14 protein-coding genes and 1 tRNA gene are annotated in these 14,821 nt (G+C 44.2%); 5 read left to right on the top strand and 10 right to left on the bottom strand.

The genetic code is table 11. The features are described 5' to 3' along the window. Positions 1-314: 314 nt before the first annotated feature. Together FFM84_RS10500 and FFM84_RS10495 are read right to left on the bottom strand one after the other, a co-directional pair. The gene (locus tag FFM84_RS10500; RefSeq protein ID WP_130845207.1) at positions 315-1,181 is read right to left on the bottom strand and encodes an alpha/beta hydrolase; all 867 of its coding nucleotides are present in this window, start codon (positions 1,179-1,181) and stop codon (positions 315-317) included. Next, on the bottom strand, positions 1,171-2,484 hold the full coding sequence (locus tag FFM84_RS10495; RefSeq protein WP_130845206.1) for a PTS transporter subunit EIIC: 1,314 nt from the start codon (positions 2,482-2,484) through the stop codon (positions 1,171-1,173). Before FFM84_RS10495 ends, FFM84_RS10500 begins: the two co-directional genes overlap by 11 nt. 149 nt (positions 2,485-2,633) lie before the next feature. Here FFM84_RS10495 and FFM84_RS10490 point away from each other — a divergent pair, with 149 nt between their 5' ends. The 3 genes from FFM84_RS10490 (at position 2,634) to FFM84_RS10480 (ending at position 4,606) form a co-directional block, all read left to right on the top strand. Then, the gene (locus FFM84_RS10490) at positions 2,634-3,074 is read left to right on the top strand and encodes a universal stress protein (RefSeq protein ID WP_130845205.1); all 441 of its coding nucleotides are present in this window, start codon (positions 2,634-2,636) and stop codon (positions 3,072-3,074) included. 120 nt (positions 3,075-3,194) lie between these two features. Continuing rightward, on the top strand, positions 3,195-3,905 hold the full coding sequence (locus tag FFM84_RS10485) for a hypothetical protein (protein ID WP_130845204.1): 711 nt from the start codon (positions 3,195-3,197) through the stop codon (positions 3,903-3,905). A gap of 161 nt (positions 3,906-4,066) precedes the next feature. Continuing rightward, positions 4,067-4,606, top strand: coding sequence for a hypothetical protein (locus FFM84_RS10480; protein WP_130845203.1), 540 nt, complete (start codon positions 4,067-4,069; stop codon positions 4,604-4,606). Positions 4,607-4,661: 55 nt separating this feature from the next. On the opposite strand, the gene FFM84_RS10475 is transcribed toward FFM84_RS10480, so the two are convergent. The 3 genes from FFM84_RS10475 to FFM84_RS10465 all read right to left on the bottom strand — a co-directional run bounded on the left by FFM84_RS10475 (position 4,662) and on the right by FFM84_RS10465 (position 7,153). Beyond that, a tRNA-Arg gene (locus FFM84_RS10475) sits at positions 4,662-4,734 on the bottom strand. Positions 4,735-4,786: 52 nt separating this feature from the next. Beyond that, a complete protein-coding gene (locus FFM84_RS10470) occupies positions 4,787-6,130 on the bottom strand; it encodes a DEAD/DEAH box helicase (protein WP_130845202.1) in 1,344 nt (447 codons plus the stop codon). A 12-nt stretch (positions 6,131-6,142) separates the two neighbouring features. Then, positions 6,143-7,153 (bottom strand): Gfo/Idh/MocA family protein, encoded by a 1,011-nt coding sequence (locus FFM84_RS10465; RefSeq protein WP_130845201.1) that lies wholly within the window; start codon positions 7,151-7,153, stop codon positions 6,143-6,145. 218 nt (positions 7,154-7,371) lie between these two features. Between FFM84_RS10465 and FFM84_RS10460 the strand changes: the two genes are divergently transcribed. Then, positions 7,372-7,755, top strand: coding sequence for a DUF4828 domain-containing protein (locus tag FFM84_RS10460; RefSeq protein ID WP_130845200.1), 384 nt, complete (start codon positions 7,372-7,374; stop codon positions 7,753-7,755). 216 nt (positions 7,756-7,971) lie between these two features. On the opposite strand, the gene FFM84_RS10455 is transcribed toward FFM84_RS10460, so the two are convergent. Together FFM84_RS10455 and FFM84_RS10450 are read right to left on the bottom strand one after the other, a co-directional pair. Continuing rightward, positions 7,972-8,745, bottom strand: coding sequence for a GH25 family lysozyme (locus FFM84_RS10455; RefSeq protein ID WP_130845199.1), 774 nt, complete (start codon positions 8,743-8,745; stop codon positions 7,972-7,974). 29 nt (positions 8,746-8,774) lie between these two features. Beyond that, complete coding sequence (locus tag FFM84_RS10450) at positions 8,775-9,665, bottom strand: MurR/RpiR family transcriptional regulator (protein WP_371852224.1); 891 nt, start codon at positions 9,663-9,665, stop codon at positions 8,775-8,777. Between the two features lie 109 nt (positions 9,666-9,774). On the opposite strand from FFM84_RS10450, the gene FFM84_RS10445 reads away from it, so the two are divergent. Next, positions 9,775-11,280 carry a gluconokinase gene (locus FFM84_RS10445; RefSeq protein WP_130845197.1) on the top strand — a complete coding sequence of 502 codons (1,506 nt, stop codon included), beginning with the start codon at positions 9,775-9,777 and terminating at the stop codon, positions 11,278-11,280. A 360-nt stretch (positions 11,281-11,640) separates the two neighbouring features. Here FFM84_RS10445 and FFM84_RS10440 read toward each other — a convergent pair whose 3' ends face one another. The 3 genes from FFM84_RS10440 to FFM84_RS10430 all read right to left on the bottom strand — a co-directional run bounded on the left by FFM84_RS10440 (position 11,641) and on the right by FFM84_RS10430 (position 14,731). Then, on the bottom strand, positions 11,641-12,318 hold the full coding sequence (locus tag FFM84_RS10440) for a matrixin family metalloprotease (RefSeq protein ID WP_130845196.1): 678 nt from the start codon (positions 12,316-12,318) through the stop codon (positions 11,641-11,643). A 744-nt stretch (positions 12,319-13,062) separates the two neighbouring features. Next, positions 13,063-14,388: a DUF4097 family beta strand repeat-containing protein gene (locus tag FFM84_RS10435; RefSeq protein ID WP_165450305.1), complete on the bottom strand. Its 1,326-nt coding sequence runs from the start codon at positions 14,386-14,388 to the stop codon at positions 13,063-13,065. Beyond that, positions 14,372-14,731: a PadR family transcriptional regulator gene (locus FFM84_RS10430; RefSeq protein WP_130845194.1), complete on the bottom strand. Its 360-nt coding sequence runs from the start codon at positions 14,729-14,731 to the stop codon at positions 14,372-14,374. The genes FFM84_RS10435 and FFM84_RS10430 overlap by 17 nt, the downstream gene beginning before the upstream one ends. Positions 14,732-14,821: the final 90 nt, after the last annotated feature.

Below are 14,821 nucleotides of genomic sequence, written 5' to 3'. Positions count from 1 at the left end.
ACCTCTATTAGTTTTGCTTAAGTTTTTAGTTTGGTTTTTAGTTTGGTTTTTAGTTTGGTTTTTAGTTTGGTTTTTAGTTTGGTTTTTAGTTTGGTTTTTGCAAGCTACCATCAAAGAATATACACAGTATAACATCATTACGTTATAACGTATATATATATGTTTACGTTGAATTAACGAGGATTTTTAAACGTAATTCAATTGTTAGTATCTTATGTTTGGTTATAACAAATATACCCTTCCTAATAAATAGACAAGCGAATGGTCAAAGCTAGTCTATTTATTAGGAAGGGTATATTGTCATCTTCATTTAATTATTGATTTTGTAAGCGCCGTTGATTCTGTTTCCGAATCTTATTAGGAACGTTTTCCTCTAAGAGATATTGACGAATTAACGCAACGATCTGTTTATTTTGCGGTAAATCTGAGTGAGTCGTATTCGCCCCAGTCACCGTGATTTCCGTAAAATGCTTAATCTGATTTTGGAAGATGTACTTCCCAGCATTAACGCTGTTATATGGCACGGTCCCATCACTCGTATAATTTTCCGTCCCGGCAATCGAATACATTGTCAACGAGTTCGGTAAGCCCTCGCGATATTTATACAGTTCCTTATACATATCCGTTGATGGCGTTGTACTCGTCGATTCCATATTATACGGTGAGGCAATCGTCATAAAGCGATCGATACTGACTTTTGGTGATTCTTTTAGATAACGTTCTAAGAACAACGTCCAAATTAAGCCACCGTTAGAATGACCGAGCGCCCGAAAATGATTAAAGCGATACGTTTTCACCAAGTCTTTAAACGCAGTATTCAGCCAAACGGCCTGCTTATCAATGTTGGCCTTACCATCCTTGTTGTTTTCAAACCCAACCACGATAAACGGTTCATAGTCATTACGTCGAATCGAGCCACTATATTTAATCGACCCATCCGTTGCCACAGTCAACTTCAGTACGCTGTGTTTTTGTGGCGTTTCTTTACCTAGTTCTTTGATCAAACTATCAAACCGATTTTGACTCGCACTGGACCCCGGCACCATAATGACCGGCGCCATCCGAGTCCGACCGGCATTTTTCATTGTTCTAATATTCGCCCGACTCCACGTATAGGCTGGCCAACTAATCCCAATCAACACAACGACACCGAGTAACCACTTCCACCAATTACGCTTCATCGCTGGTCACCTCCCCGGTCGTTAATCGATTATTGATTAAAATAAACGGTAAGTAGATCGCTGTCGAGACCACTAAATTCAAAATACTGATCACTAACGCGTGCCAATCACCGCCAGTACCAAGCCAGCCGGTTAAAAATCCTGGCATCGTCCGATAAATCGGATAAGCCACCGGTGGCATCCAACTGAGTTTTAACGCAATCCAAGTAATCAACATGCTAGCCATCGGTGCCAATAAGAACGGTATCGCCAATAGTGGACTATAGAGGATTGGCAACCCTACGAGTAGCGGTTGATTGAAATTGAATAGTGTTGGGAACCAACTCATCTTAGCCACTAAGCGAAAATCTTGGTTACGCGACTTCCACAAAATAGCAATGACTAACGCTAACGTCATCCCAGCGCCACCCACATTGGCAAACGCGTCAAAAACGGTATGCAAGGTGATCGGATTAGGTGCGCCCCAAGCCGAGCCATGTTGCAAGGCATAAGCCAAGTTTTGTACCGTTGTCACTGAACCATTGCCACTAAAACCAATTGGTCCAATAATCCCAATCAGCCAAAAGAAGTTACTCAACAAAGTGGCTAAGAATATCGTGATCATAATATGACTAATTTTGCCAAATGGTAATTTGAAAGCTGTATAGAACAAGCCATTCAATCCCATCTGACTAATAAAGCTCACGCCAAACCCGATCGCACTGAACAAGCCCAGCGTGATCACCATCGGCAGTAAGTTATTTTTCGCTCGCATGAGCAAATGCGTTCGGGTTTCCAACAACTGATGTTCATGCGGTTTGAAAGCCAATTTACTGAACAACCACCCGGTAATAACGCCCACCAAAACTGCTAGAAAGATCCCTTGTGACCCCAAGTTACCTTCCAAAAATTTCGAGCTCGTGTTATCTCCTTGGTCATTAAAGATCGCAAAATTTACATTGAGCATCACAAAACTGACTGCAGCGGTAAGGCCAGCCATCAAGTTATCGCGATTAGTTGCCCGGACCACAAAGTTTGCCACGGCAAACGCAGCGATCACCGCGATTATGTCGTTCACCCCAATACTCAACATACCTGTATACTGGGCCATATATTTAAATCCCGGTACCCAATGTGATAAATAATAAATGCGGTTTAAAAACCCATTTTTCTGAAAAAGTGCTTGATTCAAAACATTAATATAAGCACCGACGAGTACGAATGGAAATAGCAATGTTAACGTATCCCGAATCGTTCGGAAATACCGTTGTTGTGCCACTGCCGTATCAAATCGTTGTAGTCGCTGCATGAATCGTCCAACCATGTTTAATCCCCCCCTATTCCCTAACTATCTAAAAGCATACGCCAAGGTCAGGAAATTGCCTATCATATTCGCTTAAAAAAGTGCATTTAACTTTCATAATTTTATTTATTTCGATATGCTTAAAGCAAAATTAAGCGGAGGTGGTTTCCATGCCAAGTTCATATACCCATGTTTTAGTCCCCGTTGATAGTTCGGCACAAGCGCAAGCCGCATTTGATGAAGCGGTAAATATCGCCCAACGACACGACGCCATTTTAACGGCGCTGTACGTGGTCGATGACAGTGCCTATCATGCACCCGCACTAGATCCCGTGCTCGATGAACTGCTTACAGCCGAAGCGAGTCATGCCAACGCCGATATGCGTGATCGCCAGCGTTTCGTTGCCACCACCACCGTCTCGCAATTCAAAACTGAAGTGGCTTATGGTAATCCAAAACGCACCATTTCGGAATATGCCAAACAACATCCTGAAATTGACCTCATTGTGTTAGGCGCCACCGGTAAGGATTCACCTCATCGCGTGGCGGTCGGATCAACAACGAGTTATGTCGTTGACCATGCCCCTTGTAATGTGATTGTGATTCGTTAAATTTAATCAAACATGTTGGACCCTCACTAAATTAGTGGGGGGCTTTTAAACTTATTGTTTATAATTAAATTAATAATGATATAATTGTAACGTTAAATCATTACTTTGGAGGCGCAAAACATGCGTAAATTATGGAAACTCACAACTATTGGGGTATTATCACTAAGTATGGGGGTTGCAGTACTACCCAGCACCGGCTTGACTGCCAATGCTAAGACCCGTTCAGCTAAAGTTATTAGTACAAAATCGATAACTAAATCGACTTATCATATTAATGCTGGCTACTTATATTCAAGTGCTAAACTGACTAAAAAGACGCATAAAGGTCAAAATTACCTTAAAACGACTTTCTATGCGACTAAGTCCGCAACCGTTAAGAAAACTAACGGTAAAAAAGCCGTTTACTACTACATCGCAAACAGCAAAGGTTCCGTTAAAGGTTGGGCCTGGCGTGGTAATTTGAGTAAGATCAATTTGAAAGCCTTGAATCAACGTAAATCTGACATTAAGAAGGTTCTCGCCGCTGTGCGGACAATGACACCTGATGACCAAGACAACGTACTCAGCGACTTCACTGATATTGACACAAAAAACACCTACGATCGCTTATCATCTGCGGCTTACGATTTTAGTTTTCGTCACACTACACAAGATGCCAAAGCACTCTCATCATTTTACCAAGTTTTCGCTGGTCGCTTTAACGCTGTAACCAATGCTAGATTGGCCACGCTTAATGATCGCTTGGTAGAGGGAATTCGTACAGATGACCTTTATGACCCTGTTTATAACATGAGTCAGGCCTTATCCGATGCCCTTTCAAGCTTCAACTAATAAATAGCATTCAAGACTGTTACTACCGCTATTCGGCAGTAACAGTTTTTTTATGAACACTAATCAACTACTTGCCATAAAAAACATTAACCACGTAACTAATTCACGTTACCATGATATAATTAATTTAATTAAAGCGTTTTATTTTGGAGGAATTGCTTATGAAAAAACATCATTTATTACTGGTCGGGATGAGTACCTTTGCTTTGGGAATAGCTTTCACGGCAGAATTTAGTCCGGTAAGTGCCAAAGCCGCACAGTATCATTACGCTGATGATATCGTTTACGATAACGTCTACACTGCTGCCTATTTACAGGCTGACTACAAACCACAGAAACTTTATACAACAGCTAAAGGCGCACTTAACAAAAACGGGAAAAGTATCACTCTCAAGAGTATCTACAAAAAAATTGCCATTCGTTGGGATAAAAAGTATGCCAAGCAAGACCTATTATACGTTCGTGTTAATGGCAAGACTTATTACAAACTAGATACTAACGCTATTCAAAAGTTTAATTCTTGGAAAGAAAACAAAACTATGCTTTCACCATACGCCCCAAGCTCAAAATCCAAGATCGTTATACAAAAAGGGGACAAGGTTTCAACTGCCACTACTTGGCGTAAAGTGGTTCATTATAAATATGGCACTAAAACCATTGCGTCATGGCACCAAAAGAATGGACTTTGGATTAAAAATTAAGTCATAAAAATAACAGCTACCAACACGATTTTGTGCTGGTAGCTGTTATTTTTATTGACCTCATCCGGACTTGAACCGGAATCAACCGCTTAGGAGGCGGGTGCCCTATCCAGTTGTGCTATGAGGCCATAAACTCAATCCGTCAAATATCATCTCACGGATTGAGATTTTTTTCAATTGCTACTTTTCAGTAGACCGATCGCGATTCTTTTTCCGCATGCCTTTTTTCTTGGAATGCTTGTTATGACTCTTCTTACGTTTGGGCTTCGCTTCAAACGTTGGCTTTTGGACTGGCTTTTCAGTTGGCACTTCACGGACTGAATCCGGATGACCTAAACCAGCGACCCGATGACGGGCACCCGTCGCTTCCGTGCCATGGGTTGGATGGTCAAACGTTAACGTTGGTTTCACTTTAGCTGGCTTCGTATCAACAATTTGATACCCGGCTAAATACCCTGGTTTCACATCATAATCCGTCGACTTCATCATCTTCTTGAAGTCCCGGATATCATGATCATCGCCCATGGTAATGACTAACCCATCGGCTCCCATCCGGCCGGTCCGACCACTCCGATGAATGTAAGTGGTGACATCTTTTGGCAATTGGAAGTTAATAACCGCTGGTAGCTCAGGCACATCAAGACCTCGTGCTGCTAAATCAGTCGTTAACAGTAATTCCACTTTACCTTGCCGGAAAAGACGTAATGCTTTTTCGCGATCCACTTGGCGTTGATTACTCGTCAAAGCGGCAAAGCTCACATGTTGATGCCGTAATTCCACTACCACATGTTGCAGTTCTTGCATTTTATTGAAGAACACCAAGGCCCGTAGCCGGTCAACGCGACTGATTCGTTTTAACAAATCAACCCGATGACGGTTCCCGACTTCCATCGTCCGATGGCGAACTTCGCCTTGGGTTTGATCAATATCACGAACATCGATCTTTTCCACGTTTTGGCCGAACCAACGTGGCAATTCGTCTAAGATCTCGGTTTCCGTTGCTGAGAAAAAGCCTAATTGTAATGATTCCGCAAAAGTGGCATCTAAGATTTCACGAATTTGATCCAAGGTTTCATCGGTCAATAATTCATCCGCTTCGTCAATGATCATCAATTCCAAATGACCTAACTTTAATTTGCCAGTATCAATTAAGTTAGTCACTCGACCAGGCGTCCCAACAATAATTTCAGGATGCTTTTTGAGCTTTTCCATTTGACGTTTAACATTGGCACCACCGGTCAACGCTAAGACTTTCGCATCGATCAATTGGGCCCATTCCCGGACAACTCCAGTAGTTTGCATCGCCAATTCTTGTGAGGGCGCCAAAATCAAGGCTTGCGTGCCTTCGCCGACTTGAATCTTTTCAAGCATCGGCCACGTAAAGGCCAAGGTCTTCCCTGATCCGGTTGGGGCTAACCCTAACACGGATGTCCCCGCTAACATTGGGCTTTCGACCGCCATTTGAATTGGTGATGGTTCAGTAAAGCCTTGCGCAGCAAATTTTTCTTTAAATACGTCTAACATAGTTCCTCGTTTCTATTCAGCGGGCGTGTCGCGCTCTGTATCGGAAAAATACAAATGTGCGGATTGCCGTAAATTAAATAGTAGTTTATTAACATTGCGACTGAGTTGTAACCAAGCTTGATAGGTTTGCGTATGTTTGGCTGGATCGTTAATCACCGCCGCAAAATCACGGGCTTCGGCCAACATCGGATTATCATCCGGAGCCACGCCAAGATTCTCAGCCTGACCATCAGCATCATAATAAGTGACTTTGGCTAATTCAGCCGCATTATCCATGACCAGGGTGTCTTTAAGCCCGTTGATTTCGGATGGCAAATAAGAGTTACTGGATTTACCGGTATTCAAGGTCACCGTAAAGCTTGGATAACGCAAGATCGCGATCCCTTTGTCATCCACTTTTGTTGGTCCAAGCGTTGGATAATAAGCGACATCGTCGGGCATCCCAAACCAAGCCACTGCGTCATAGGCCAGATAAACACCTAAATCTTGCAAAGCACCCCCGGCAAACTTCAGTGAAAAGACATTCGGTTCTTGCCCAGCCAAAACAGCATCATAGCGTGACGAATACTTCATGTAAGTCAACGTCGCCCCTTGAATGCGTGCCATTGTTTTGAGCTTGGCTTGAATGCGTTTGAAGTTTTCTTCATGAATCTGACGCGCCGCTTCAAAGTACAAGACGTCTGGATGGGCTTTTAAGGTTTCATCGATTTGTTCAAACTCCGCTTGATTAGCGGCAGCTGGCTTTTCTACAATGACATGTTTGCCCGCCTCAATCGCCATCTTAGCTTGGCTAAAATGCAAGCTATTTGGTGACGCGATATAGACAGCATCAAAATCACCAGTCGTCATAAAAGTCGTTAGATCATCAAAGGTTTCTGGCGTCCCATTTTGACTGGCAAATTCATCCGCGCGATCAAGTCGCCGCGAATACACTGCACTTAACTGCCATTCACCAGATGCCGTCGCTGCATCAATGAATTGTTGCGTAATCCAGTTTGTCCCAATGATTCCTAATTTTAACATACCCTAACATCCTTTCACTGCGTCTGACTCGTTTTATTTTCGTAAGCGTTACCGTTACCAATAATTACAGTGTACCAGTTTTGCGTCAAAAAGATGTCATCGATTGCCTAAAAATGACATTCATTTAAAAGCTTTGCTAAGAAACTCATAATGCGTGACTAACACTTCAAAATAGTGGTATATTTTAACTATAAACTTCAAGAAAGAAGGTTGATCCGGTGAAGCGACGTGGCGCTATTTTATTTGGCCTTTCCTTACTGGCAGGACTCTCAAGCACATTCTTACGTAAAAAACACCCGCACCAGCAAGCGAGTGGTGATCTAGCCGTATTTTATGCAGGCACCTGGACGTACCGTGACGAAGCACATCACCGGGATCATCAGTTAGAAATTGATCCTAACATGGTGATCAAGATTGACGGTCACGCCATGCCGGCAACGGTCGAATCGATCTCAGCCGAAAAGCTAGTCTTACTTGATAAATACGGGTTTCATTTAGAAGTTAAAGCTAACGAACAACGGCCAGTCGCCTTGTTCGATGAAGCTGATAATCGCAACTATGTGATTCTGTCACCACACTTAAACCAAGCCGCTGGGCAATAAAAAAAGTTGGGTTCTTGCCCAACTTTTTTTATTGCCTTAATTTAAGAGTTTGGGACAAAGCCCAAACTTTTTTGCTATCTCCGAATTTTTATAGTCGAAACGTGCAACAAAAGACTGCTCCCTCCGCTTAGCTACGCAATACGAAGGATTGAAAGTACACAATCATTCGTATTTCTAGGCTATGCTCGGTAGCAGACCGTCTTTTGTCCCACTCTCTTAATTTAGACCTTTAGCAATCACTTTTTGATAAGCATCTTCATTACCATTAAAAATCAACCCGGTAAATTCCTGGCTCGTTCCATTTTGCCGGTACAACGCTCGGTTCGAATAATGCATAAACATAATCCGGCTAGAACGTTGATGCGTCTTTGTGGTATCTAACCACAATGGTGTTTTTTTAATCACCGGTTTGACGACCTGTTTGGCTAACGTGGGCGTCGTCCAAATCACACAACTACGCTGATACTGATTCGTTAGTCGTAATACCAAAGCACGCAACTGCTTTTGCGCTTTTTTAACCGCTAACGTCTTCTCGGTATATTGCCCATAGTATTGCACTTGAATCGCGATCGGTAAGTTGCCGACATTATCATTAACGGTACGTTCAAAATAATTAGCCTGCGCTCGACCACTCGTTGAAAAACTAAAGACATGATAGACCCCCACACCGAGACTAGTACCTAGCACTCGCGAATAGCTGCTGGCAAAATTATCATCGGTATAACTGGCTCCTTGCGTCGCTTTTAAATACACGAATCGTAATCCATCTTTTTGTAACCCGTCAAAATCTAAATAGCCATCATCCTGGCTAACGGCGATACCGCGCACATTGAACCCTTTGACGACAGCGGCTTGACGCAGATGAAACCATTGAATACCGGCCCAACCAATAGCCGCAACCACGACTAAAATTAAGAGCACATTAAATCGATGGCGCCACTTGGCTCCACGGGTTCGTGCATATATTGGTCGTAAACGTTGTTGTGGCATCTATAAACTCAATCCTCCAGCTAAATCCGTTATAACTCGGTCCGGGTCTGACTAATGGCCGCTCGCACGCGACTTAAACTTTGAGACATTTCTAAATTACCGTGAACCGCCGTCATCAAGAATAAACTATCAATAATACTCATTTGCGCAATTAATGACGTTAAGCCTTCCGAACGATAATTAATCTCTTCAGCGACTGAAATAAACGCCACGGTACTCCCCTTAGCTAACGGCGAATTACCAAAACTCGTCAACGCAATCACGGGAACATCGTGTTCAGCCAAGGTTTTTAAAATCTGTAACGTTTGTTGATTGCGACCCGTATGTGAAATCACAACGGCCACATCTTCATTAGTCATTTGAGCAGCCTGCATCAATTGCATGTCATAATCTGCATTGTGCACACACAAGATCCCCGTCCGCACAAATTTATGGTAGCCATCCAATGCCGCCACCGCTGACCCACCTAGGCCATAAAAACCTAGCGTGCGCGCATTTAACAACAACTCGGTAGCTTGCTTTAAATCAGCCTCCGTCATCACTTGACTCGTTTGATCTAATGAACTACGAATGCTATTAAATGTCGATTCAGCGATTCCTTTAAAGGTCGTTTGCTTTTCAACATCGCGAAATACTTCATTATTGCGTTGTTCGAGCGGTTCAGCAGCTGTCAATTCACGCGAAAAATCACGAAAATTGCTGAAACTGATCCGTTTAACAAACCGCGACACGGTGGCTGTTGAAACGCCCACCGCCGTTGCGAGTTCCGAAATTGATTGGGCCGCCGTCTTGACGGGGTCTTGAATAATGTAATCGGCAATCTTGCGATCAGTATGGCTTAAATTAGGATAATACGACCGGATCAAGGTCAAAACACGATTACGATGTGTTGCTTGTGTTGCCAAAACAGCCACCTCCATGTCCAAATTTTACCACAACTTTGGCAATTGCCCTAGATAGCTCCAGTTGCATCACTAGCAGGTTGCTTGTAAACTAATCCTTAAAGACTTTTGAAAGGAAGCGTTTGTCATGCACGCCATGCTCAGCATCGATATCGGCACCACAAGTACTAAAGTGATCTTATATAATGGCAACGGCCAAGTCGCGGCCAGTGCCAACAACGGCTACCCCCTCTATCAAACGACGCCTGGAATGGCCGAAGAAAATCCAGCAGACATTTATCAAGCTGTCTTAACTGGCATTCAAACTGTGATCACCGCTTGTCCTGATCTATCCGTTGGCGGCCTCAGTTTTTCAGCGGCCATGCACAGCTTGATTTTATTAGACGACACTTACCAACCACTCACGCGAATGTACACTTGGGCGGACAACCGTGCCAAACAAGCAGCGGCCGCCTTCCGTGCTCGTCCAGATGCTCATGACCTTTACGTGCGTACTGGCACACCGTTACAACCAATGACCCCACTTGCCAAGATTTGTTGGCTGCAACAAACACAACCGGCTTTAATCCAAGCCACACGTTGGTTTGCGGATATTAAGAGCTATGTGCTATACCGTTTAACCGGGCAATTCGTGCTCGATTATTCGTTAGCCAACGCAACTGGTCTGTTTAACTTACACGAATTAAATTGGGATCCGTTAGCCTTAAAGATTGCCCGCATCACCACCGACCAATTACCACAATTAGTTGATACCACAACCGTACTCACGGGCTTACGACCAGAACTAGCCACTAAATGGCAACTTGATCCACAGACGCCCATCGTTGTTGGCGCCAGTGACGGCTGTTTGTCCAATCTTGGTTTAAATGCCTTACAACCCGGTGTTGCCGCTTTAACGATTGGGACTTCAGGGGCCGTACGAGTGGTGACTGACCAACCACAATTAGATGCCCACGGGCGATTATTCTGTTACTACTTGGCGCCTGATCGGTGGGTTGTCGGCGGCCCCGTCAACAACGGAGGTAACGTCCTCGCCTGGGTCCGTGATCAATTATTTACCCCCGAACGTGACCATTACGGCAAACAGACGTTGGCCTATCTAAGCGATCTCATTGCCCAAGTACCGGCTGGCAGTCATGGTTTACTCATGCACCCTTACTTAAACGGTGAACGTGCCCCACTTTGGGATGCTAATGCACGCGGGGCTTATTTTGGACTCACCGCACAACATACGCGCGCTGATATGGCTCGAGCAGCTTTAGAAGGGGTCACCTTTAACTTGTATCACGTTGCCCAACTCGTGCAACAATTGACTGGTCCCTTCGTAAGCTTGCAAGCCACGGGTGGTTTTGCCAACTCAGCCCCTTGGCGACAACTGTTAACGGATATTTTCGATATGCCAGTAACGATTCCCACTAATTTTGAAAGCACTTGTCTGGGCGCAGCCCTATTAGGTTGGCAACGTTTAGGTGACGTCACCGACTTAACTGCCAGTGCCGAATTCGTTGGTCCCGAGACCACGCTTCAACCAGATCCAACAGCCGCTGCCACCTATCAAAAGTTGGCACCGTTATACACCGAGTTGGCCCGAACATACCAGCCTTTGTTCCAGCAGCTTGCTGAATTTCATTAACTAAATGGCGTTTGCGTTAGGCTGACTCCGGTTATATCGCAGATGTTAATTAGGTTTGTGATCACGAATATAACCGAGAGTGAGTCCACATTGAGCCCAGCCGTGGGGACTCTTAGCGATTTATCGCTTAGAGTCTGGCGCTTTTGAGACACGGGTTAGGTGGCTCAAAACGACGGTTCAGACCGCTTTTTGGCTGAATCGGGCCGCCCACAGCGTTCCGGCTCAATGTGGGCGAACGGTAGGTGGCAAACAGGACCATTTCTGATCGGTGAATGCTTGCCATATCAATGATTATTGTGAGAAAGCAATTTTAAAATATACGTAAAAAGCGATTACCTGGCATCGGTAATCGCTTTCATTTTATAACGATAAGGCTTCATCATGTTCACAATCATCATGTCCTCCGAAGACTCCTTGAATGGCCAAGTCCGGACTAACTTTTAAAGCGGAATTCGTAACATAAACCGTATCTTTAGATACTGTCTTGTATGGTGTCCGGTAACGTAAATTCAACCCTTTCACATCGACATTTTTAATCGAATGCGACCGGTTAGCTGGATTCATCACGGAGACACTGCCAGGATTATTATGGGCTAATCCCAATGCATGTCCTAATTCATGCTCAGCGACCTTCACCCGTTCTGCTTTATTATAGTTAAATCGCTTGAATGAAGCCCGATTCACCATGACTTTATTACTAATAATGCGCCCACTAGCTGTATATTTCGTTTGCTTCATACCGATGTAAACAACACCTTGGGCTGAATTATCTGAGTAAGACGTTAAAACAGTTTTAGAGTTTCCCTTAACGGCTTTCCATTTAAAACCCTTTTTTTGCCAATTCTTAGTTGCTTGACGCCAAACATCTTGATAATACGCCGAGGTCGATTTATCGCGATAATTAGCAGTTGTCGTTGAATAACGCCATGGCGCAATCGGTGTTGTTGTGGCTGTAGCCGCTTGACTAGGTTGAGCGGCCATTAGCAACCAACCGAACGTGATTAGACTGACGAGTGTAAGTTGCGATCTAAATTTCATGATAACGACCTCCTTGGTTTATTTTCAGTAATTAGGCATCAACGATTAACTAGATCATTAATTCAAAGCTTTAACTTTAAATTTAAACGTTCCCCTTCGCTAACTAACTTGACCGGGGGGAGCTTTAACGTATTTAAAGCATACAAGGTTGCTCGTGAAAATGCTAACAATATGCAACCGATTACTTTTGTTAAACTACGCTAATCAGATTATAAAACAATCGACCTTATTTACACTACTAATTGCATTCATAACTTTTAACTGTCAAAAAAAGACTGGTATTTCAGCGTCAAAAAACAACATCTGAAATACCAATCTTCATCTTATTAACTAAAGATCATCGCACTTTCCGCCTACCGTTCATCCACACTGAGCTGGAACGCTGTGGGTGGACCGGCTAAGCCAAAGAGTGGTCTTAGCCGTCGTTTTGAATCGCAAAAGTCGCGTTTCAAAAGCGCCAGTCTCTAAGCGATAAATCGCTAAGAGACGCCCACGGCTGAGCTCAGTGTGGGATCACTATCGGCTATAAAGTGATCAGATTGAACCAAAACCAGCCAGTGATGGCGCCGGCCGTGAATACATCGTTAGTCCGGATGTTTTTGCCGGACTTTACGCTGTGGACGACTTGAGAGACTAGCGATTTTTGCTCGGCTTTCAAGCGAGGTGGAAGCCCGAATTTTGGCTGAGACCGGTCCCCACAGCCGGCAGAATCACTGGCTGGTGTAGGTGGATCACCTAGCACAATTAACTTAATTTAATCGAACTGGAATGAGCTCGACCGTGAATCTGATATTGCGCATTTGCTCCCACCGTCCCAGTTTGATAGCCGTCAGCTACTCGATCGCGAATAGCCCGCGTTGGCGTCGTGATCCGACCGCTATGTGATTCTAATTCGTAACGATAACTGGCAGTCGCTGGTAGTGATACCTTAATCGCCCCACTATGCGCATCTAAGTTAAGATCTCCCGTCAATTGTTGCCAAGCTAATCGCAAGGCCCCAGAATGTGCCTGCCAATCACCCGCACCAATCAAGTCGTTCCCCGTCACACTCCCACTAGTGGCTTTCACGGTGAAAGTTATCGCGGAAACTTGGGCTAAACGCACGCGACCACTGCGAACCAACAACCGACACTGATCAGTAACTTGGACGTGTCCCATTTTCAAACTACCGGAGGCTAAATCAACAGTCGTCGTTTGCACTGTTAAGTCAGCTAATTCCGCATTACCACTGGCTACCTTTAGCGCTAACGTTTTCACGGATGATAGGCCCGCAATTAAGACCGTTCCCGACTTACTAGCAACCGTCACATCACCAGTAAAACTAGCCGGTACTAAAATTTGAACATGAACGCGTAACGGAATTAAGAATGGTACTTTTCCTTGGGTGACGGTTAAATTCGTGCCCGTTTCCGCACATTGTGCATAATAAGCTGGGTTATTCGGCTGCATGTACTCACGAATAATCACGTCATCGCTATCATCGTTGGTGGGTAACACTTTAACGCGCGCAGATCGGTAAGACACCGTTAGCGTCGTTAGTTCAGTCGCCGAAAATCGTTGTTCATTGGCTAGGCGCAAATTATCTTGGTAAGCCAGCCCTAAATTAAGCGGTGCCACTGTTGATTGCCAATCCGGCATTTCTTTGATCTGATCGCCATAGCTGATGCCATCTTCATTCATGACCAGCTTACCCAATTTCAAACCATCACGATCAGCTTTTACGGCACCATCACCGATCGATACGCCATTAGCATCGGCTTTTAAGGTTCGACCACCAGTCACATAAACCCCATTTTCGTTCACCGTCATCACTGGTGGTTCCACTTCAGTAGTTGTCGGTCCATTTTCGGCTTGCACTTGAGTAATCACCGTTTCAATATCGCCAAAATCAGCAAAAGCTTTAGCCACCGCGGCAGCTGGTGTTCGGCCCGCTTGTACTTGATCTAAAGCTGCTTCATTCAAATCCGCCGTTAACTCGGCCTTCAATTCGGTTAGTGTGGCCGTCATCGTTTGGTTCTCAAAATAAGTCGCCAATTGTTCGGCCACTAATGTTTCAATCGTTGCTGTCATCAGCATCAATCCTCCCTAAAATTAAGTCATCAATGACTTGTTTGGCAAATTGCCATTCCGTTAAGCTTTGTGCCAAGGTCTGTTGCCCCTGTGTGGTGATCTGATAGTACTTACGTCGACCGCCTTGAGTCTCATTACCCCAATAACTTGTAATATCACCATTCTTGATTAATCGACGAAAGACCGTATAAAGTGTCGCCTCATTCAATTCATAAGCACCATGACTAAGCGTTTTAACCGTTTTGGCAATCGCATAGCCATAACTATCCCCTTGACTCAAAATGTTTAATACAATCGTCGTCGTGTGCCCACGAATGGTTTCTTTGGAAATTTCTGGTTGCATGCGACAATTCCTTTCCGTGACTATTATGTGTCACACAGTAATTTCAATAGCTATAATTTAACACCAATTACTGTGTGTGTCAAAGTAATT

This window comes from Lactiplantibacillus mudanjiangensis (assembly GCF_005405385.1).
In the GTDB taxonomy this organism is placed as follows: Bacteria; Bacillota; Bacilli; order Lactobacillales; family Lactobacillaceae; genus Lactiplantibacillus; species Lactiplantibacillus mudanjiangensis.
Note: the sequence above shows the minus strand (reverse complement) of the source record. Positions and strands in the feature narration are given on the sequence as shown.